Source organism: Acidovorax sp. sif0632 (assembly GCF_019218805.1).
Classification (GTDB): Bacteria; Pseudomonadota; Gammaproteobacteria; order Burkholderiales; family Burkholderiaceae_C; genus Acidovorax; species Acidovorax facilis.
The window spans coordinates 357768-378861 of the sequence record NZ_JAHUWW010000006.1 but is presented as its reverse complement, the minus strand read 5'-3'; the positions used below and the strand labels follow the sequence as shown (position 1 = coordinate 378861).

The 21094-nt window shown below is 64.4% G+C and carries 15 protein-coding genes and 1 tRNA gene; 5 read left to right on the top strand and 11 right to left on the bottom strand.

Annotated features, from left to right (window positions below; all coding sequences use genetic code 11):
* Positions 1–29 precede the first annotated feature (29 nt).
* Positions 30–2321, bottom strand: a complete 2292-nt coding sequence (locus tag KW832_RS19780) for an AsmA family protein (RefSeq protein WP_255577847.1) — start codon at positions 2319–2321, stop codon at positions 30–32.
* Between the two features lie 202 nt (positions 2322–2523).
* On the opposite strand from KW832_RS19780, the gene KW832_RS19775 reads away from it, so the two are divergent.
* Together KW832_RS19775 and KW832_RS19770 are read left to right on the top strand one after the other, a co-directional pair.
* Entirely contained in the window at positions 2524–3441 is a 918-nt protein-coding gene (locus KW832_RS19775) for a pseudouridine synthase (protein ID WP_218300981.1), read from the top strand.
* Between the two features lie 153 nt (positions 3442–3594).
* Positions 3595–5625, top strand: a complete 2031-nt coding sequence (locus tag KW832_RS19770) for a methyl-accepting chemotaxis protein (RefSeq protein ID WP_218300982.1) — start codon at positions 3595–3597, stop codon at positions 5623–5625.
* Between the two features lie 46 nt (positions 5626–5671).
* Here KW832_RS19770 and KW832_RS19765 read toward each other — a convergent pair whose 3' ends face one another.
* Positions 5672–6034 (bottom strand): hypothetical protein, encoded by a 363-nt coding sequence (locus KW832_RS19765; protein WP_218300983.1) that lies wholly within the window; start codon positions 6032–6034, stop codon positions 5672–5674.
* Positions 6035–6267: 233 nt separating this feature from the next.
* On the opposite strand from KW832_RS19765, the gene KW832_RS19760 reads away from it, so the two are divergent.
* Positions 6268–6341: transfer RNA gene (locus KW832_RS19760), tRNA-Gly, on the top strand.
* A gap of 197 nt (positions 6342–6538) precedes the next feature.
* The gene (locus KW832_RS19755) at positions 6539–7684 is read left to right on the top strand and encodes an ROK family protein (protein WP_218300984.1); all 1146 of its coding nucleotides are present in this window, start codon (positions 6539–6541) and stop codon (positions 7682–7684) included.
* Positions 7685–7752: 68 nt separating this feature from the next.
* On the opposite strand, the gene KW832_RS19750 is transcribed toward KW832_RS19755, so the two are convergent.
* The 7 genes from KW832_RS19750 to KW832_RS19720 form a co-directional block, all read right to left on the bottom strand.
* Complete coding sequence (locus KW832_RS19750) at positions 7753–9243, bottom strand: NAD-dependent succinate-semialdehyde dehydrogenase (protein WP_304505083.1); 1491 nt, start codon at positions 9241–9243, stop codon at positions 7753–7755.
* 133 nt (positions 9244–9376) lie between these two features.
* Positions 9377–10198, bottom strand: a complete 822-nt coding sequence (locus KW832_RS19745) for an ABC transporter permease (protein ID WP_218300985.1) — start codon at positions 10196–10198, stop codon at positions 9377–9379.
* Between the two features lie 21 nt (positions 10199–10219).
* On the bottom strand, positions 10220–11485 hold the full coding sequence (locus KW832_RS19740; RefSeq protein ID WP_218300986.1) for an ABC transporter permease: 1266 nt from the start codon (positions 11483–11485) through the stop codon (positions 10220–10222).
* 34 nt (positions 11486–11519) lie between these two features.
* Entirely contained in the window at positions 11520–12551 is a 1032-nt protein-coding gene (locus KW832_RS19735; protein WP_218300987.1) for an ABC transporter substrate-binding protein, read from the bottom strand.
* A 66-nt stretch (positions 12552–12617) separates the two neighbouring features.
* The gene (locus KW832_RS19730; RefSeq protein ID WP_218300988.1) at positions 12618–13718 is read right to left on the bottom strand and encodes an ABC transporter ATP-binding protein; all 1101 of its coding nucleotides are present in this window, start codon (positions 13716–13718) and stop codon (positions 12618–12620) included.
* A gap of 43 nt (positions 13719–13761) precedes the next feature.
* Positions 13762–15054, bottom strand: a complete 1293-nt coding sequence (gabT, locus tag KW832_RS19725) for a 4-aminobutyrate--2-oxoglutarate transaminase (protein WP_121506537.1) — start codon at positions 15052–15054, stop codon at positions 13762–13764.
* Positions 15055–15415: 361 nt separating this feature from the next.
* Positions 15416–17224, bottom strand: coding sequence for a right-handed parallel beta-helix repeat-containing protein (locus tag KW832_RS19720; protein ID WP_218300989.1), 1809 nt, complete (start codon positions 17222–17224; stop codon positions 15416–15418).
* A gap of 479 nt (positions 17225–17703) precedes the next feature.
* On the opposite strand from KW832_RS19720, the gene KW832_RS19715 reads away from it, so the two are divergent.
* Positions 17704–19122: a PLP-dependent aminotransferase family protein gene (locus KW832_RS19715; protein ID WP_218300990.1), complete on the top strand. Its 1419-nt coding sequence runs from the start codon at positions 17704–17706 to the stop codon at positions 19120–19122.
* A 155-nt stretch (positions 19123–19277) separates the two neighbouring features.
* Here the strand turns inward: KW832_RS19715 and KW832_RS19710 are convergent, their stop codons facing one another.
* On the bottom strand, positions 19278–19952 hold the full coding sequence (locus KW832_RS19710; protein WP_055398092.1) for a GntR family transcriptional regulator: 675 nt from the start codon (positions 19950–19952) through the stop codon (positions 19278–19280).
* 67 nt (positions 19953–20019) lie between these two features.
* Positions 20020–21039 (bottom strand): TRAP transporter substrate-binding protein, encoded by a 1020-nt coding sequence (locus KW832_RS19705; RefSeq protein WP_108498414.1) that lies wholly within the window; start codon positions 21037–21039, stop codon positions 20020–20022.
* Positions 21040–21094 lie beyond the last annotated feature (55 nt).

The window sequence follows — 21094 nt, the reverse complement described above, 5'->3', positions numbered from 1 at the left end:
GCGCTCGCAATCGTTGCAGTCGCTGTGAATCAGCGCGAAGGGTCTGCCTTGCTGGCGGCCTGCCGTGCAGGCTGCGAGGCCGTGCCGGCTGCCCCCTGGACTCCGGGCTTGACAGGCTGCTGGGCCAGGTTCAGCAGCGGCTTGCAATGGGTGTCGTCGTCTGCTGCCGGCACGGTGATGGGCACCAGGGCCAGCGCGGCGGGGGCCACCACGGCAGCCACCACCGCAGCGCCTGCGCGCAGCAGCAGCGGCCCCGCCTCGACGCCCACATCCGGGTTGCCAAACGTGCCCCTCACATACAGGGGTGAACGCAGCGAAAAGAACTTCCATTGCAAGGATTCGGGCTTGATGCGCAGGTCCAGTGCCTCGGTGCCCAGGTCGATGGTGCCCGTGGCCTCCACCACGGCATCGTCGGTGCTCATTTTCACGACGCGGGCGGTTGCCAAGCCATCCACCACCATGAAGTCGGCCACCGCGCAGCGTAGGTGCACTTCCTTGTTTTCGCCAAAGAGCTTGCCCACGATGATGCTGCCCACGTTGAGCGCGGCCAGGTCCAGCATCTGCTTGCTCAGGGTGCCCTCGCGCACATACAGGCGCATCTCGCCCGTGCCGTGGCCCAGCAGTACGGCCATGCTGTTGCCGGTGCTCTCCAGGGCAATGGCTCCGTCCATGCGGCCAAAACTTTTCTTCATGAGTTGCACCTTGGGGAACAGGGCCGACAACTGCAGTCCCTGCACGGTGCCGCGTATCTGGGCCTTGAGGGGGGCGCTGCGGCCATCGATGGTGACCTGCGATTCGATCTTGCCTTCTGCCACGCCAAACGTGAGGGGCGCCAGTCTGAGCTGCGCGTTCTCCATCACAGCGCGCGTGCTCAAGTCCTGCAGCGGCAGGCTCTCGGGGCGGATGATGTGGCGGCCCTTGAACACGATGTCCATGTCCATGGCATTCCACCGCTCGGCCGCAAATTGCGAATCCGGCAGCACCTTGCCACCCTGGCTGCGGGTGCGTTGCGTGTTGCCGGACACGCGGGTGCCCAGCGTCGGCCCCAGGTCTGCCAGGCGCAGCTGGTTCGATGTCATGGTGCCGGTGAGCCGGGGGCGCGGTTTGCCCGAGGTGTATTTCAGCGACCCCTGCAGATCACTCTGACCCACCTTGCCGCGAAAATCGTTGTACTCCCACACCGCGCGTTCGGGTTCCAGGCTCCCGGTCAGCCGTCCGCGCGTTTCAAACGCCGGGGTGTTGGGCAGCACCAGCCCGGTCAGGTCGTACAGATCGGCCATGCTGCCGCCTTGGAGGAACACCTGAAAATCCAGCCCCGAGAGCGCCCCGGGGTTGGCCAGCACCCCTTCAGCCGACAGTGCCACGCTGCCCGCGCTGGCATCAATCTGCAGCGGATAGTTCACCACCTTGTTGCGCAGGCTGATGACCTGGCCCGCGCGCCCCTGTCCCTTGATCTGGGCCTTGGCATAGCGGCCCTTCAGTTCAAAGCGCAGGCCATAGGGCATCGCCCCCTGGGAGGATGTGCCGGGGGCCGCGATCGCTGCCGTCGGGGCTGTGCCACTGGCGGCGCTGGCGGAAGCCTTGGCGGCCGGGCTGCCGGGTGGGCTGGTGGGGGCAATGGGCTCCGTTGTGTCAATGCGCGCCTGCAGGTCCAGGTCTTTCATGCCATCGGCATAGGCCAACACGCCCTGCTTGAGCACGAGCCGGTCTACATCGAAGCTCCACCCGCTCCTGGGGCCGTCCTTGCTCTCAAAGGTCCAGTTGTTGGTGCCATCGGCGGTGCGGGCCAGCGCCACCTGGGGGCTGGTGAGTGCCACGGTGTCGATCGACAGGTGCCGCCCCAGCAGCGGCAGCAGGCGCACCGTGGCGGTGGCGCTGCCGATGCGGGCCATGGTGGGCGCTTCCGGCAGATCGGCGTTGTCCTTGGGAGGCGTTTTGCCATCGGCACGCTGGAAGGGGGGGATGAACCCCGCCGGCTGGTCCATCACCAGGCGCTCGGCCTGGACGGTGACGCCAGGTATCCATCGTCGCCATCCTTCCTCCAGGGGCTGGGGCCAGTGCCAGGCTGCCGACAATTCGCCCTCAATCGCAAAGTGCCTGCCCGTGGCTTCGCTGACTTTTTCGTTGACCCAGGGTTTTGCACGGTTCCAGTCGATCACGGCCAGCAAGGCGCCGAGCAGCACCAGCAGCGTGGCCACTACACCCAGGGCCACCAGCAACCACCGTGCTACACGTCGACCAACCCCCGAGGCGGGAGCGGGGTGGCCGGTGGACGCGGCAGGGCGGGGAAGATCGGCAGAAGGCGTGGTAGGTGACGGCATGAAGGGTGTATGGGTTATGGCCGCATGCCGCAGAACAGCCATGCTGCACGGGACAGGGGGGGGCCTCGTTTGCTCATGCGGCACCGAGCCTCCTGGGTTCATGCTAGCCCGCATTGGCGCGCCCAGTGGCAGTGCAGGCGCAACTGCCGCCCTTGTCCTACAGGCGGAAAACGGTGCTGCCGCGCCCTAAAATCCGCGCACCATGCACAACCCCCACCACCCCCACGCCCCGCCCATGCGCGATGGCGTGGGCCCAAGCTGCGTGGTGCTGCCCAGCCAGGGGCAGGGCAGCATGCTGGACTTTCTGGCGCAGCGTCTGCCCGTCGTGACCCGCGACGAATGGCTGCAGCGTATGCAGACGGGGGATGTGGTGGACGAACGCGGGGAGCCCGTGTCGCCCGGGCGGCCGTTTGAAGGCAGCTTGCGCGTGTACTACTACCGCAGCCTGCCCGCAGAGCCCGCCTTGCCTTTCACAGAAACGGTGCTGTACCAGGACGAGCACCTCGTGGTGGCCGACAAGCCCCATTTCATGCCCGTGACACCGTCGGGACGCTATCTGCACCACACACTGCTGGTGCGCCTCAAGCGCCAGCTGGGGTTGCCTGAACTGTCGCCCCTGCACCGCATCGACCGGGACACGGCGGGGCTGGTGCTGCTGTCGGTGCAGCAGCGCACACGCGGGGCCTACCAGGCGCTGTTCCGTGACAAGCAGATCACCAAACACTACGACGCGATTGCTCCGTGGCGCGAAGACCTCGTGTTTCCGCGCGAACACATGAGCCGCCTGGAGGAAAGCCCTCAGTTCTTTCGCATGCAGGAAGTGCCCGGCGAGCCCAACAGCCACACGCAGATGCAGATGCTGGAGGTGTCAAGGTCTGGCGCCTGGGCCCGGTACCGTCTCATGCCGATCACCGGCAAACGGCACCAACTGCGCGTACACATGGCCGCGTTGGGCCTGCCCCTGCGCAACGACCCGTTCTATCCAGTGGTCAACGATCCTCCCGAAGGAGACTACTCGCGGCCTCTGCAACTGCTGGCGCGGTCCCTGGAGTTTGCGGACCCGGTTTTGGGCGTGCCGCGGATGTTTGAGAGCAGGCAGCGGCTGAGTCTGGAAGACTAGGGTTTACCACTAGTAATCGCTATTTGCTCGTTGAGGGCGGGGTGGCCCTCATGAAAGCATGGCATTGCTTTGGGTTTTGTTTTTACACACAGATAAGGTAACTTGGTTACCTGTTCTGGGCAGAGGGCCCGGAAACTGCAGAAGAAAACAACAATGAGCCCCACCACCACACACCGTCCCGTCGCGTTCAAGCTGTCGCTTGCGGCGTTACTCAGCCTGCTGCTTGTGCTGCTCATCACCATGGGTATCGTCAGCGCCTTGCTCTGGCAAAACTTTGGACGGCTATCGCGCGGCGATGCCCAGCAATACGCAGCCCAGTTGCGCACCTTGGTGCAGACGTTTGACGAAACCGCGCAAGAGCAGGCCAAACGCGATTTCACCCTGTTCAAGGCCAATTTTCCGGGCAATTTTTCGCTCAGCGAGGCGCCGGGGGCTGACGGTAAGCCCGAGGCCACGCTGGCATTTCAAGGGGTGCCGATCAATGGCGACTTTGAGGTGGTGGATCGGTTTTCCAAAGACAGCATGGGTGCCGTCGCCACCATCTTCGCGCGCACGGGCGACGACTTCATCCGTGTGACCACTTCGCTCAAGAAGCAGGACGGAGACCGCGCCTACAAGACCCTTCTGGATCGCAAGCACCCCGCCTATGAACTGATGAACGAAGGCAAAACCTTCATCGGCCGCGCGAATCTGTTTGGCCGGGAGTACATGACGGTGTATGAACCCATCCGCGAAGGCAACCGCACCATCGGCATCCTGTTCATCGGTTCGGACATCGGCCCCATTCTGGGCAAGCTCAACACCGTGATGGCGGGCCAGAAGCTGTTTGCCACGGGCGCTGTCTACGCGGTCAATATTTCAGCAGGCCCTGCACGGGGCAACATTTTTGGTTTGACGGGCGCCAACGCGGCGCTCAAGGTCGATGAGAAAGTGGATGAGGCCAAGGCCTGGCTTGCTTCACTGTCGGGTATCGAGCAAACCGGCGATTTTGAATCGAGCTGGTCGCCGCGCCGCAGTGGCGACGGTGACACCGCTGCGCGTTATGTGGCGGTGGAGCGCTACAAGCCCTGGAACTGGGCCATAGTGGCCGAGGCGCCGGAGTCTGAAATGATGGGCGAGGCCCGCAGCGTGCTCACCTGGCTGTGGCTGGGTGTGCTGGTGGCGCTGGCACTGCTGACGGTGGTACTGGTGGTTGCCACACGCCGTTTGGTGGGTGCTCCCGTGCAGCAGCTGAGCACCGCGCTGGGTTACCTGGCACAGGGCGACCTGACCCATGCAGTTACCCTGAAATCCCGCGACGAAATCGGCAGCCTGGCCCAGGCCATGGAAGGCTTTCGTGTCCGCCTGGTAGAAAGCCTGAGCACCGTGCGCACCAGTGCCGAAAGCGTGTCGTCGGCCAGCACCGAAATCGCCCAAGGCAACCAGGACCTGTCGGGCCGCACCGAAAGCCAGGCCAGCTCTCTGGAAGAAACGGCGGCCAGCATGGAGCAGCTGGGTGCCACCATTCGACACAACGCCGACAGCGCCAGCCAGGCCAACCAGCTGGCCGTCGGCGCCAGCCGCGTGGCCGCGCAAGGCGGTGAAGTGGTGTCCAAGGTGGTCAGCACCATGCAGGACATCAACACCAGCAGCCAGAAGATTGCCGACATCATCGGCGTCATCGACGGCATTGCTTTCCAGACCAACATCCTGGCCCTGAACGCTGCGGTTGAAGCCGCTCGTGCTGGCGAGCAAGGCAGGGGCTTTGCCGTGGTGGCTGCTGAAGTGCGCAACCTGGCTCAGCGCACCGCCGCCGAGGCCAAGGCCATCAAAGAACTGATCGGCGCCAGCAGCGCCATGGTGCAGCAGGGCTCGGTGCTGGCCGATCAGGCGGGCACCACGATGCAGGAAGTCGTGAGCTCTATCCAGCGCGTGGCCGACATGGTCTCTGAAATCAGCGCTGCCAGCAGCGAGCAGACCGCTGGCGTGGGCCAGGTGGGAGAGGCAGTGACGCAACTGGACCAGACTACTCAGCAGAATGCCGCCCTGGTGGAAGAAATGGCTGCTGCGGCCAGCAGCCTGCAGACGCAGGCACACCAGATGGTGTCTGCCATTGCGCAGTTCAATCTGGGTGGCGCCAGTGCCAGCCCCGGTTTGCCAAACCGGGCGCGTGGGGGCTCCCGCAACCCGGCAATCTCCGGCTGAACGCTCGCGCACTCGCGGGCGTTAGCGGAGCTTCGCTATGGCAGGATCAGCGAAACGGAATGGGCTTCCCCTTGGCTGGCGCGCTTTTTGGAAGCCGTGAATTGAAGAATTCAGCCAATGCCCGCTGGGTGTCGGGGTGCAGCCGCCATGCGGTCCAGCCCAGGCCGATACTGCGCAGGTACACGGTAACGTGCGCGTCTTCCAGCGGGTACTGGATGGCGAGGGTGGGGTTGTCCTGCGACATCACCGGGACCCCGCTCCCATTGCTGTCCTGGGGGGCCGGGGTGACTTCAGGCGTCATCTGCGAGCGCAACATGGCCAACTCACGAATCAGATTTTCGATCTCTGGCGCTGTGAGCGTTTTGTTGATTGCCAGGGTGGCCTGCGTGCGGTCGTCGCTCAGTTGCATGGGGCTTTTCCTTCTTTCGCGGGTAGTTGTGAAGGCTCCATTGTGCTGCCTTCGGTCTGCATCCCGCCGAAGGGGCGCAAACATGGGACGCAAGCCTCTGGCCAAACCCGTTTCGGGCGCGCCGCCGCGTGGCTACAATACGGCTGCTGATGAAACTCTGGCGCGGCAGCTGCCAACCCGGTGTTTTCACAGGCCTCACTGAAATACCGTTGTCCATCAACGGCTTACAGAAGGCGGGTGTAGTTCAATGGTAGAACGGCAGCTTCCCAAGCTTCATACGAGGGTTCGATTCCCTTCACCCGCTCCAGCCCCCTTCGGCTGATCATCTCCCCCCGTCCTTGCCTTTGCTGTTGTTTTGACCGCGCATGCTGCACGGATGACGGCATGGGCGCGCGCCCATCCGGTAGGGCATGTCAAGCCATTGGCTGACGCCACGCGGCTGCCACCCACGCCACCATGCTGGAACGGCCTCCTTTGGAGGGGCACTATCGTGTGAGGAAATGAATGGCTTCCAAAGACAAGAACTCAGCACAGAAACCCGCCGCCAGCAAGAAGCCAAGCACGGCGCTGGAAGGCAAGGACGCCAAGGCACAACGCGAGCTGGGCATCGTCGGGCCGCATGGCGACATGCGGCTGGCCTCGGTCATCATCGAAGGCTATAGCCTCGAGTTGAGCGACGGCGAAGGCTATGTGGGGGATGTCGCCAGCCGCACGGCCTTTCGCCACATGCTCGATGCCTGGCGCAAGCTGTATGCATCTATGGAGGGCAAGGACCCTATGGGCACCAAGCCCACGCGCGAACTCAGCAAACATAAGCTGGATGCGTTGCTGGAGAAAGACGGCGTGGCCGCCCAAGCCATCGAAGCCGCGTCGGAAGACTACGCGATGCAGCTGGCGCACGTGGTGCAGCGATTTCTGAAACACAAGACCTGGCGCGGCGTCGAGCGCATCATCATCGGCGGAGGCTTTCACCAGAGCGAGGTGGGTGGCCGCGCCATCGATGGCACCCGCAAGATCCTCAAGGCCGAAAAGGTGCCCGTGGAGCTGCGCACGCTGCGCCACCATGCGGACGAGGGCGGCCTGATTGGCTGGGTGCATCTGGCGCCCCCCGCGCTGCTGCAAAGCTACGACGCCATCCTGGCGGTGGACATTGGCGGCACCAATGTGCGCTGCGGCATCGTGCAAACCCATTTGCACCGCGCCCCCGATCTTTCGCTGGCCGAGGTGGTGCGCCGCGAGAAATGGGCCCATGCCAACGACGAACCCCGGCGCGACGAACTGGTCGAGGGCATCGCCACGCTGCTCGAAGGCCTGATCGCGTACGCCGAGAAAAAGAAGATCCGCCTGGCGCCCTACATCGGCGTGGCCTGCCCGGGGCTCATCGTGGAAGACGGCTCGCTGGCCGGTGGCACGCAGAACCTTCCGGGCAACTGGGAGAGCACCCGCTTTCACCTTCCGCGCGACCTGTGCGAGCGGCTACCGCACATCGGCGACGGCCGCACCCAGGTGTGCCTGCACAACGATGCCGTGGTGCAGGGCCTGTCTGAAATGCCCTTCATGCAGGACGTGAAGCGCTGGGCGGTGCTGACGGTGGGCACGGGGCTGGGCAACGCGAGCTACACCAACCGTCAGCCGCCAGAATTTGAATGATTTTGGCTGCTAGCGCTTATTGGTAAAGCGCTAGCAGCTATAAAATAAGTAGCATTTTGTGGGGCTGCTTATTTCTGAATGTCCCCCAGGCACAGGTACTTGATCTCCACATAGTCGTCCATGCCGTAGTGCGAGCCTTCGCGGCCCAGGCCCGACTGCTTGACGCCGCCAAAGGGCACGTGCTCGGTGGCCAGAATACCCACGTTGGCGCCGACCATGCCGTATTCCAGCGCCTCGGTCACGCGGAAGATGCGACCCACGTCGCGGCTGTAGAAGTAGCTGGCCAGGCCAAACTCGGTGTTGTTGGCCGCGTCGATGGCTTCCTGCTCGGTCTTGAACTTGAAGACCGGGGCAAAGGGGCCAAAGGTTTCCTCGCGCGCGCAGAGCATGTCGGCCGTGGCGTTGGCGACCACCGTGGGCTCGAAGAACTGGCCGGAGCCCAGACTGGTGAGGCGCTGGCCGCCGGCCACCACCTGGCCGCCCTTGGCCAGCGCGTCGTCCACGTGGCGCTGCACCTTGGTCAGTGCCGCTTCCTCGATCAGCGGGCCCTGGTTCACCCCAGCTTCAAAACCGTTGCCCACCTTGGCTGTCTTGACCTTGGCGGCGAACTTGGTCACGAACTCGTCGTACACACCTTCCTGCACATAAAAGCGGTTGGTGCACACGCAGGTCTGGCCCGCGTTGCGGTACTTGCTGGCAAAGGCGCCTTCCACGGCGCTGTCGATGTCGGCGTCGTCAAACACGATGAAGGGCGCGTTGCCGCCCAGCTCCAGCGACATCTTCTTGACGGTGGGGGCCGACTGTGCCATCAGGATGCGGCCCACTTCGGTGGAGCCCGTGAAGCTGATGTGGCGCACCACATCGCTCGCGCACAGTACCTTGCCGATGGCGATGGAGTTGTCGCTGTCTGCGGGCAGGATGTTGAACACACCGGCCGGAATACCCGCGCGGATGGCCAGCTCGGCGGCGGCCAGGGCGGTGAGTGGTGTCAGCTCGGCGGGCTTGATGACCACGGGGCAGCCCGCAGCCAGCGCGGGCGCGACCTTGCGCGTGATCATGGCCAGCGGAAAGTTCCATGGCGTGATGGCCGCGCACACGCCGATGGGTTGCTTCAAGACCAGCAGGCGGCGGCTGTTGTCAAACTGAGGCAGTGTCTCGCCGTTGATGCGCTTGGCCTCTTCGGCAAACCATTCCACAAAACTCGCGCCGTAGGCGACTTCGCCCTTGGCTTCGGCCAGGGGCTTGCCTTGTTCGGCGGTCATGATGCGGCCCAGGTCGTCCTGATTGGCCATGAGCAGGTCAAACCACTTGCGCAGGATGATGCTGCGCTCCTTGGCGGTCTTGGTCTTCCAGGGGCCCCAGGCGGCGTTGGCGGCGGCAATCGCGGCCTCGGCGTCGGCCGGGCCCAGGTTTGCCACATCGGCCAGCTTGAGGCCCGTGGCCGGGTCGTTCACATCAAAGCGGCTGCTACCTGCCACCCACTGGCCGTTGATGAGGCCGTCGGTCTTGAGCAAGGTGGGGTCGTTCAGCAGGGCGAGGGGGGAGGTCTTCATGTCCATGGGATGGTCCTTGAGAAAGGGGGCTAAACGTGGGCAGATCGAGGTTCACGCACGAAGCGGCAGCGGTCATTGTCAGCCGCCTGGGCGACGGCCGCATGTCGCCGATGTGAACTCCCGGGCGGCAAGGGGCATATCAGGCACGGCGACCGCGCAGCCACTCCAGCGCCAGCAGCAAGCTGGTGGTGAACAGGATGAGCAGCGTGGCCACCGCAGCGATGGTGGGCGAGATGTTTTCGCGGATGCCGTTGAACATCTGGCGCGGCAGTGTGGACTGGTCGGCACCGGCCAGGAACAGCGTGACCACCACCTCGTCGAACGAGGTAGCAAACGCAAACAGCGCGCCGGAGATCACGCCCGGCGCAATCACCGGTAGCGTCACACGAAAAAAGGTGTTGAAGGGCGTCTCACCGAGGCTCAGCGAGGCGCGCACGAGGTTGTGGTTGAAGCCTGCCAGAGTCGCCAGCACGGTGGTCAGCACAAAAGGTGCGCCCAGGGCGGCGTGCACGATGATGAGCCCGAAGTAGCTGTCGGCCAGGCCCAGCGGCGCAAAGTACAGGTAGGTGGCTACGCCCACCACAATGATCGGCACCACCATGGGCGCAATCAGGATGCTCATGAGCAGGCCCTTGAAGCGGAAGTCGGCCCGCGACAGCCCCACCGCCGCCAGTGTGCCCAGGGCCGTGGCGATCAACGTGGCCGCAGGTGCCACGATGAAGCTGTTGCGCGTGGCGCGGGCCCACTCGGCGGATTCGAACAGGTTGCGGTACCACTTGAGCGACCAGCCAGGGACGGGGTAGGCCAGGAACGAACTCTCGGAGAACGACAGTGGCACCATCACCAGGATGGGGGCCAGCAGAAACACCAGCACGGCCACGCACAGGGCGCGCACCGCCCACCAGCCGAGCTTGTCGGCCAACGTGGCGTACAGGGGGAATTGGGGCAGAAGATGGCGCATGGTGAGTGTCATTTGAAGCGGTTAGCCCAGGCTCAATTCGGCTTTGCCGAACCGGCGGTACACGCCGTAGAGCAGTAAGGTGGCGACCAGCAGCAGGGCGCCCAGCGCGCAGGCCATGCCCCAGTTCACTTCCACATTGGTGTAGCGGGCGATGTAGTAGCTCAGCATCTGGTCATCGGCCCCGCCCAGCAGCGCGGGCGTTACGTAGTAGCCAATGGCCAGAATGAAAACCAGCAGCGCTCCAGCACCAATGCCCGGGTAGGTTTGGGGCACATACACCCGAAAGAACGCGGCGATGGGCGAGCTGCCCAGCGACACCGCAGCGCGCAGGTAGGTGGGTGGCACGCTTTTCATCACGCTGTACAGCGGCAGCACCATGAAGGGCAGCAGGATGTGCACCATGGCAATCACCACGCCCGTGCGGTTGAACAGCAGTGGCAAAGGCTCGGCAATGGCGCCCAGGCCCATCAACCCCCGGTTGACCAGCCCCTCGGACTGCAGCAGCACGATCCATGCGGCCACGCGCACCAGTATCGACGTCCAGAACGGCACAAGCACCAGAATCATGAGCACATTGGCCTGGCGTGCGGGCAGCGAGGCCAGCCACCAAGCCAACGGATAGCCCAGCAGCAGGCAAATCAGCGTCACCACAAAGCTGATGTGAAAGGTGCGCAGCAGGATGCCGCCAAACGCGCGCTGCTCCTCGGGCATGCGTTCGACCTGGCCCAGCGCATCGCGCTGCAGGTCCACCGAGGCGAGCAGGTAGTCGGGCGTCCAGCGCGCCCCGTTTTTGGCGATGGCACGCCAGAAAGGCGCTTCGCCCCAGCGTGCATCCTTGTCGATCAGCTGGTCGCGGATGGACTCGGGCGTGCCCTGCAGGGGCAGGGCGCGGAAAGCGCCCATCACCATCGAACGCGCTCCGGGCACTTCCGAGTTCAGCCGGCGCGCCAGGGCGCCTGCATCAGAGCTGTCGGGCAGGCGGGCCAGGTCTTTGATCAGCGCGGCATAGGCAGCGGGGTTTGGTGCCTCGTGGCGGTCCCAGCCATGCAAGGCCTCGATGGTGGCGGGCAGCGTGTTGGCGACCTCGGGGTTCTCCACGCCGCGCTGCAGCAGCGCGGCAATGGGGACCAGCAGCGTGAGCAGCAAGAACATCAGCAAGGGCAGGGTCAGGGCAAAGGCCCGCCATTTGCGCCGCGCTTCGGCACGCGACAGCGCCTTGCGCAGTGCGCCGGGTGCGTGGGCGTCCAGCGCAAGCGCGGCGGGGGCGATGGCAGAAGAGGCTTGCATGGTGTCTTGCGCTCCGAGGGTGCGGTTTACTGACTTATTGGGTGGCCCAGGCGGCGAAGCGTTTCTCCAGCGCCTCGCCCTGATCGGCCCAGAAGCTCACGCCGAACTGGATGGCTTCCTTGGCGTTGCTCGCCGAGGTAGGCAGGTCGTCCAGCACCTTCTTGTCCAGCTTGGCGAGGGCCGTGGTGTTGGCCGGGCCATAGGCGATGTTCTGCGCGTAGGCGGCCTGGTTGGCGGTCTGCATGGTGTAGGCGATGAACTTCACAGCCGCGTCCTTGTTCGGTGTGCCCTTGGGGATGGCCCAGTAGTCCAGGTCATAGATGCCGCCGGGCCAGTAGATCTTGAGATTGCGGCCTTCGCGGTTGGCCGCGTCGATGCGGCCGTTGAACACGGTGGTCAGCACCACGTCGCCCGCCACCAGGAACTGCGGCGCCTGGGCACCTGCTTCCCACCATTGAATGTTGGGCTTGAGTTCGGTCAGCTTCTTGAAGGCGCGGTCTGCACCGTCTTTGGTGGCGAGCACCTTGTACACATCGGCGGGCTTCACGCCATCGGCCATCAGCGCGAATTCGAGGTTGTAGCGCGCACCCTTGCGCATGCCGCGCTTGCCAGGGATCTTCTTGGTGTCCCAGAAGTCGGCCCAGCTCGTGGGGGCGGTCTTGAGCTTGTCGCCGTTGTAGGCCATGACGGTGGACCACACGAAGATGCCCACGGCGCAGTCGGACACCGCAGCGGGAAGCAGGTCGGCCTTGTTCACGATCTTGCTGTAGTCGAGTTTTTCATACAGGCCCTCGTCGCAGCCGCGTGCAGCGTCTGGCGACTCCAGCTCCACCACGTCCCAGGTCACCTTCTTGGCCTCGACCATGGCCTTGACCTTGGCCTGCTCGCCGTTGTATTCCACGGCCACGATCTTGTTGCCCAGCTTTTCATAGGGCTCGTAGAACGCCTTTTTCTGCGCGTTGGCGTTGGCGCCACCAAAGTTCACGACGGTCAGTTGCTGCTGCGCAAAGCTGGGAAGTGCCAGGCAGGCGGCCAGGGAGGCGCAGGCGATAAGGCTCTTTTTCATGGTGCAGTTTTTCCTTAGGGTTGTGGAGGAACAGGGGACGGGAAAAGGGTGTGGCTGTGCCGGTGGTCAGACCGCGTAAATGCGCGTGGAGACCGGGGGGAACTCCAGCAGCACGGCATCACCCGGCTGTGGATGGGGGTTGCTAGCGGACGAAGCCAGCGCCACCTTCACCGTGGCGGGCTCTTGGCCATGGCCCAGGTCGCACATCAGGCGCAGGTGGTCGCCGTAGTAGATGGCGCGCGCCACCGTGGCGGGAATGGCCGAGGTTTTGGGGTACTCGGAATGCGCATGCAGCACGATGCGTTCGGGCCGAACACAGGCGTGCACGGCAGAGCCCAGTGCGGCCTGGTTCACGTTCACTCCTGGCAACAGGTAGCCGCCTGGCAGCTGGATGGCGGTGTCGGCGCCCGCGCCTTGCAGGGTGCCCGAAAGCACCGTGTTGTCGCCCACAAAGCCGGCCACGAATCGGTTGGATGGCGCTTCGTACAGGGTTTCCACATCCGCGAGTTGCTGAATGACCCCTTCGTTGAACACCGCCACGCGGTCGCTCATGGTCAGGGCCTCGCCCTGGTCATGGGTCACGTAGACAAAGGTCACGCCCAGCTGGCGGTGCAGTTCTTTCAGCTCGATCTGCATATGCTCGCGCAGCTGCTTGTCCAGCGCGCCCAGGGGCTCGTCCATCAGCACCAGCTGGGGGTTGAACACCAGGGCGCGGGCCAGCGCCACGCGCTGCTGCTGGCCGCCCGACAGGCGCGTGGGCAGGCGGTCGGCCATGCCGGTCAGGCGAACCATGTCCAGCGCCTTCTTCACACGCTCGGCCTGTTCGGCCTTGGGCACCTTGCGCACGGTGAGCGGGTAAGCCACGTTCTGACCCACGGTGAGGTGGGGGAACAGCGCGTAGTTCTGGAACACCATGCCAAAGTTGCGCTTGTGGGGCGGCGTGCCGGTGATCTGCTTGCCATCGAGCAGGATGTCGCCCGCAGTAGGGGACTCAAACCCCGCCAGCATCATCAGTGTGGTGGTCTTGCCCGAGCCCGAGGGCCCGAGGAGGCTCAGGAATTCACCGCGCTGGATGTCCAGGTCCAGCGAGCGCACCACCAGTTGTTCACCGTCGTACGTCTTTTGCACACCGCTGAAGCGGACCAGGGGCTCTGCTGATGGGTTCATGGTTGGGGGCACCTTGTAAGCAGAATGAAGGTCGGGTCGCATGTCAGCCCAGCGCGGCAAAGCTGTCGGCCAGGATGGCCAGGCCCTCTTCGAGCAGCTCGTTGGAGGCGGTCAGCGGCACCAGGATGCGGATCACGTTGCCATACGTTCCGCACGACAGCAGGATGAGCCCGCGCTTGGCGGCTTCGGCGACGACTTTCTTGGTCAGTGCGGCGTCGGGGCGGTGGACATCACCGTCTTCGAACAGCTCGATCGCCACCATGGCACCCAGGCCGCGCACATCGCCGATGGCGGGGACTGTGGCGGCCATTTCTTTCAGTGCCCTGACCAGCAGCGCACCCATGTCCTGGCTGCGGGCCAGCAGGTTTTCCTTTTCAAACGCATCGATCACCGCCAGCGCTGCGGCACAGGCCACGGGGCTGCCCGCATAGGTGCCACCCAGGCCACCGGCTGCAGGGGCGTCGATGACGTCGGCGCGGCCCACCACGCCAGACAGGGGGAAGCCGCCTGCCAGTGATTTGGCAGTGGTGATGAGGTCGGGCGCCACGGGCCATTGCTCGCATGCAAACCAGGTGCCGGTGCGGCCAGCGCCGGTCTGCACTTCGTCGGCGATCAGCAGGATGCCGTAGCGGTCTGCCAGGGCCTTGAGGCCGGTGACGAATTCGGGTGGCGCCACGTAGAAGCCGCCTTCGCCCTGCACGGGCTCAAGGATGAAGGCTGCCACACGCTCGGGCTCGATGTCGTTCTTGAAGATCAGCTCCACCGAATGCAGGGCCTGCTCCACGCTGACGCCATGCAGCGCGTTAGGGAACAGGGCGTGGTACATCTCGCCAGGGAAGGGGCCGAACCCGATCTTGTAAGGCGCGACCTTGCCGGTGAGGCCCAGCGTGAGGTTGGTGCGGCCGTGGTAGCCGCCCGTGAAGGCGATCACGCCGGGGCGTTTGGTGTAGGCGCGGGCGATCTTGATGGCGTTTTCCACGGCCTCGGCGCCCGTGGTGAGCAGCAGGCTCTTCTTGGCAAACGCGCCGGGGGCCAGGGTGTTCAGGCGCTCGCACACTTCCACGTAGGGCTCGTACGCCACCACCTGGAAGCAGGTGTGGGTGTACAGCTCCAGCTGGGCTTTGACTGCAGAGATCACTCCGGCGTGCAGGTGGCCGGTGTTGAGCACGGCGATGCCACCGGCAAAGTCGATGAAACGGCGGCCCTCCACATCCCACAGCTCGGCGTTAAGCGCCTTGTGTACGAAGAGTTCATGGGCCTGACCCACGCCCCGGGCCACAGCGGCATGGCGGCGGGTGAGGAGGGCGGCGTTGGTGAAGTGGCGGTCTTGCTGCATGGCGGTGGGCGGGTGGGTTGAACACGAAATGAAGGAATGGGCGAATTCTGGAATTCGCGCCACGGCCCGTCCATGTACACCGGCATGCTGTTTTGCGCGCACTGTGCAGGTCCTCGATCCTGTACAGGCAATCCCTGATTTGGTGTGCGCCAACACGGTGCACAATGCAGACCCTTTTGCGTAGCCGTAGCGCAATCCCCCACGCTGATCTGCAGGAAAACCGGGCACTCGGGGGATTGAAGGGTCTTGTATCGGTATGCCGCGGCAGGCCGCTTGCCATCTTCCAAAACGGTGCGTAAAAACGAAAAAAGGCCTCGCAGCGTGCTGCGAGGCCTCTGCCGGCCGAAACTTGAACGCTCTGCTACCGGGCGCACACCCCGGTCGTTGCAGCCGCCCCGGTCACCATGGCGTTGTTCGTGACCACACTGTTCGGTGCAATCACGCGCACCACCGTGCTGCCCGCGTGGGGTGTGGGGAAACATGCAATGTTGTTACGCACCACAGCGTTTCCATCGGGTACATCGCCATTCTGGAATTCGGTGTGGCCCACATTGATGGCTGTCTGAAACGTCGTCTGCGTGTTGATGATGACGTTGCCTTCAATCACGATACCGGGTGCCGACTGCACTGCCATGCCCGTGTTGCCGGCGTTGATGAGTGTGTTGTTGCGCACCACGAAGTTGCGGAACCATTCGGCCGAGTCATACCCCTGCGTGATCGACATCTCCCAGCAGCCATCCGTCGCAGCATCCTGCTCAATCCGGTTGCCCTCAATCAGTACGCCGTCCATCTGGCCGTGGAAGGTCATGTTGCCCCCTTGGCAGATGCCATTGACCACCGAGTTGCGGATGTAGCGGTTGTTGCGCAAGGTGACGTTGGTTCCACTCAGTCCATGGCTGCCCGACAGGTAGGTGCCATGGTTGAAGCCGCTGCCGCTGAAGTTGTTGGCCTCGATCAGGTTGCCTTCGATCACACTGTTGCGGAACTGGCCGAGGATGCCCATGCTTCCGTTGTGATGGATGTGGTTGTTGCGGATCAGCACGTTGTTCACACCGTGGGGAGCGCGTGCCTGCGAGTGGATGGCAATCTGGAAGCCGGATATCTCCACGTTCTCAATCACGATGTCGCGGACATTGCCACTCAGCCAGAAGCCCCAGGCCGAGTTGTTGGAGCCGTGGATCCGCAAATTGCGGAACACGTAGCCGCCGTCGTTGGAGGTGTTGGCATAGCGCCCTCCCAGCTCAAAGGGCGCGATGGCATTGTTGTTGGTGTTGAGGAGGGGGGCGGGCCCTGCGCCATACGCATCGAAGGTGAGGGGCGCGTCTGCGCGGACGTTCATGTTCTCGAACGTGGTGACACCCACTACCCAGGCACCGCCGCGCGCAAAAAGCAGTGCTGTGCCCGCAGGCAGTGTGTTGACATTGATCCCCGTGAGGTTCTGCTTGGGTGCCGCCTGCGTGCCGGGGTTGGAATTGCTCCCTGGCACGCAACCGGTGGCGGCGCCCGCCTGGCAGTCCGAGAAGTAGTACGTTACGGAGCCACCGGGCGTCGGTGCTGGCGGAGGCGCCGGTGGAGCCGGCGGTGCCGGAGGCGTTGGCGGTGGGGCGGGCGGGGCGGGCGTTGGGACGGGGCTGCTGACGTAGCACGCCTTTTTCACCTGCCGCAGGGGGTCGCCAAAGGTGGCGTTGTTGCACATCACGTTGTTGGTGAATGCGCGCGCGGCAGTCCAGGTGGTGCCAGCCCCATAGACCACCTTGGCCGTACCGGTAAAGCTGCATTGCTGCCCCTCGACGGCACACAAGGTGTAGCCCGGTGGCGGTGCTGTCAGCACGGGATCGGGCGCAGGAGCTGGCGACGGTGCGCTGGCATAACAAGCCTTTTGCACACCCCACAGGGGGTCGCCAAAGGTGGCGTTGCTGCAACTGACACCGTTGGTGAAACTGCGGGGGCTGGTCCAGGTCGTGCCTGCTCCATAGACCACGTTGGCTGCGCCGCTGAAGCTGCATTTCTGTCCCTCGACGGCGCACGGCTTGTAGCCTGCCGGTGGGGTGTGGGCCGCCTGCGCCAGTGCAGGGCCTGTGGCTGTGCCCAGGCATAGACCCAAGGCAATGGCCCATGGCCTGGGTTGAAAAATCCGTGAAGAGTTGAGTTCAGATGTTCGTGTCAGCATGGGTGTCCCTCGGTGTGTTGGGTATTGGTTTTCAAACCCGATTTGCGGTCACCGATGCCAATCGAGTTGGGGGGCAAGCCTATCGCTGGGGCATGGGTGTGTGCGCATTGCGGCGGCGGAAAAGGGACGGGCGGTGGATGCAATCCGACAGCCGCTGCATCGGACAAAAGACTGAATACCGCCCATCGGTTGGGCACTACCGTTCACGGTCTGCGGGCCTTTTCGAGCGCGGCATCATCAACGCGCAAGACATCCCACAGCCCTGCAAATCGCTGGAGACCGCTGCCCCAGGGTAGGTGGGGCTGACGGACAATACGGGCAACCCGGCCGGACCGAATGCGGGCTCAGCGGTGGTACCTCCAGGCACGCGTCGCTGTTGACGGGAGCACACTGTGCAGGTGTCCCGTCCTGTACAAGCAATCCCTGAGTTCGCGGGTGTTGGCCCGGTGCACAATTTGGCCCCTTTCCCTGTTCTTTTGATGCTCACTCTCAGCCCGGATCTTCAGACACCGCTGGTCAGCCAGATCGTTGATGGCCTGCGGGGTCTCATCGCTGGCCAGGTGCTCAAACCTGGTGCCAAGCTCCCCTCCATCCGCGCCTTTGCGGCAGCCCACGGCGTGAGCGTGTTCACCGTGGTCGAGGCCTACGACCGCCTGGTGGCGCAGGGCTGGCTGGTGTCGCGCGCCAATGCAGGTTTTTTTGTGAAGCGACGGGGCGATGAGGGCGCGTCGCCCGGTACTGGTGCGCCCGAGCGGCCGGTGCCCCGTTTTGATGCGCGCTGGTACCTCAAACAAATTTTTGAAAACCGCAACCTGCCCATGAAACCCGGCTGCGGCTGGTTACCTCACGACTGGCTGTTTGGCGATGCGGTCAAACGCAGCATGCGTCAGCTGTCGTCCGACGGGCCCGAGCTGGATGGCTATGGCCTGCCCCACGGCCACATGGCGCTGCGCATGGTGGTGGCCGAGTCGCTGGCCGAACACCATCTGGCGGTGGACGCCGACCAGGTGCTGCTGACCCAGGGCTCCAGCCAGGCACTGGACCTGGTGGCGCGCCGCATGGTCAAGCCTGGTGACGTGGTGCTGGTGGACGACCCGGGTTACCCCAACCTGCTGTTCATGCTGCGCTTTGCAGGAGCCCAGGTGGTGGGTGTGCCGCGCACCGCCACCGGCTACGACCTGCCGGCGCTAGAGACCCTGCTGGCCGAGCACAAACCCACGGTGTTTTTCACCCAACCGCGCCTGCAAAGCCCGACCTGCTCGGTGGCATCGGTGGCGCACCTGCACCGGCTGCTGCAACTGGCCGAGCAGCACCACTTCATGCTCGTGGAGAACGACATCTATGCCGACATGGACCCCGGTGTGCGCCCCTCGCTGGCCAGCCTGGACCAGCTCAACCGTGTGATCTACCTGGGCAGTTTCTCCAAGACGATTTCGCCCAACCTGCGCACCGGATTTCTGGCGGCGCGGCGCGATCTGCTCGATGAGCTGGTGCAGCTCAAGATGATCTCGGGCCTGACCTCGTCAGAGATCACCGAGCGCATCACCTTTGGCGTGGTGACCGACGGGCGCTGGCGCAAGCACCTCAAGTCCCTGCGCGAGCGGCTGGCCGAGGCGCACCGCACGGTGGGGCGGCGCTTGCTGAATCTGGGGTTCGAGCTGTTTCACGAGCCCGAGGCGGGCATGTACCTGTGGGCGCGCCATCCTGATCTGCCCGACAGTGCCGAGCTGTCGAAGGAAGCCACGGGTGCGGGCATCATGCTCGGCCCCGGTCAGCTGTTTCTGGTGGAGCCGCGCCCCACGGGCTGGCTGCGGTTTAACGTGGCGTTCAGCCAGGACGAGCGTCTGTGGCGCTTTCTGGAGCAGCGCATTCTGCTGGGCCAGCAAGTGTCGGAATAGGCCTGCTGTTGCCGCTGCTGGGGTGAAAAATTTAGGCCATTTTGGTCGCTAGCGCCTATTGGTAAAGCGCAATAAGCTATAAAAATTAGAGCAATTGCCCTTTGGAACTGAGGCTGTCCATGCGGTTGCAGGCGCTGTGTGCATGGTGGCGCGTGCTACCGGTCAATGATGCGCCGCGCAAACCGCTCCAGATACTCCATCAACTGCTCCGCGCCGGCAATGGCCTGGGCTTCGTCGCCACTGGCAATGCCCTGCGCCAGTTGCATGTGCGCGCGGGCGCCTTCTGACACTTCGCCTTCGTGCTGGTAGGCGTACCAGAAGCGGCGGCACTGCACGATGAGCGGTTGCACGCATTTGACGGCCGAGTGGTTCTGGCTGGCCTGGTGGGTGACGAGGTCCAGTTCATGGTCGGCCAGCATGTAGTCGTCGAGGTGGCCGCGCGCTGCGGCTTGCACCATGTTTTCCGCACAACGCACGATGGCCTGGCGCTGCGGCGCCGTGGCGCGGCGTGCGGCGTTGGAGGCCAGCAGGCGCTCCAGCACGCGGCGGGTCTGGATCACGTCCAGGTGATCGGCCAGGTCGATGTGCGACACCAGCAGCCCGCGCCGGGGCTGCTGCACGATGAGCCCGATGGACACCATGCGCAGCAGCGCCTCGCGCACCGGCGTGCGGCCCAGGCCTGTGCTTTCGGCGATCTCGGCCTCCACCACGGGGCTGCCGGGCTGCAGCTGCAGCGTGGAGATCATGGTCTCGATGGCGTCGTAGGCCACGTCCGCCGCGCGCCGCTTGGGCGCGGGGTCTTGCTGGGGGGAGGGGCGGCGGAGTGTCATCGGGCGTGAAGGACGTTGCGGGAGGCCGCATCTTATGGGATGCGGCCCCGGTGACCCTTGCGGACTGTCAGAGGCTTGCCCCCGCCTTGCGCAGCTCGGCAATCTGCGGCGCCTTGGGCAGCCACAGCTTGTCGAACTCCTGGATGATGCCGTCGGGGTTGAACGACGATGCCGTCTTGAAGGCGATGGACGTGCCCTTGAACTTCTCGATCAGCCCTGCCTCGGTGGTCACGATGTCATTGATCTGCGCATCCAGCGACTGGGCCACCAGCTTGCGGATGATGTCCTTGTCCTTGGCGTCCAGCCCTTGCCAGATGCGGCCGGAGACCAGCGGCGCGAACGGCATGAACAGGGCGTTCATCTGCAGCAGGGTCTTGGCTACCTTGTCGAAGCGCTGGTTCCACGAGAACTCGATGTCCGCCTCCAGCCCGTCGACTTGGCCGTTGCTCATGGCATCAAACACCTGCGGCGTGGGGATGGGTGTGGGCGCGGCGCCGAGCATTTGGTAGAAGTCGCGGTACACCGGCGTGGGGTTGATGCGCAGCTTCATGCCCTTGATGTCGGTGGGCACGGCGATGTCCTTGGTGGAGAACACGGCGCGCATGCCGGTGATGCCCCAGCCCAGGCCGATGGTGCCGGTCTCGCGCGGCAGCACTTCGAGCAGTTTGGTGGCAGATGGGTGTTTGACGAGTTTGGCCACGGCAGGCGTGGAGCGCACCAGGTACGGAGCATTGATCGCCGCGATGCTGGACACGCGCGAGCCCAGCTCGGCCGCCTGGATCCAGCCCATGTCGAGCGCGCCGGATTGCAGCTGCTGCATCATCGCAGCCTCGTTGCCCAGCTGGCCCGAGTGGAAGACCGTGACGCTCAGTCGGCCATCAGTTTCCTTCTTGAGTGCCTCGCCAAACTGCAGCGCGGCGCGGTTCCAGGAGTGGCCCGCAGGCGTGATCAGCCCCAGGCGAAACTCCTTGGCATCGGCTGCACGTACCAGCGCTGGAAAGCCCAGCCCCGTGACGGTGGCAGCGGCCACGGCGTGGCGCTGGATGAAATGGCGGCGGGTGACAGTGTGGGCGGGCGTGGTCGTCATGGTGAACTCCGTGTGAAAGAACCTTGGGAGGGGGACGGGGGATCTGTTGCTCGAC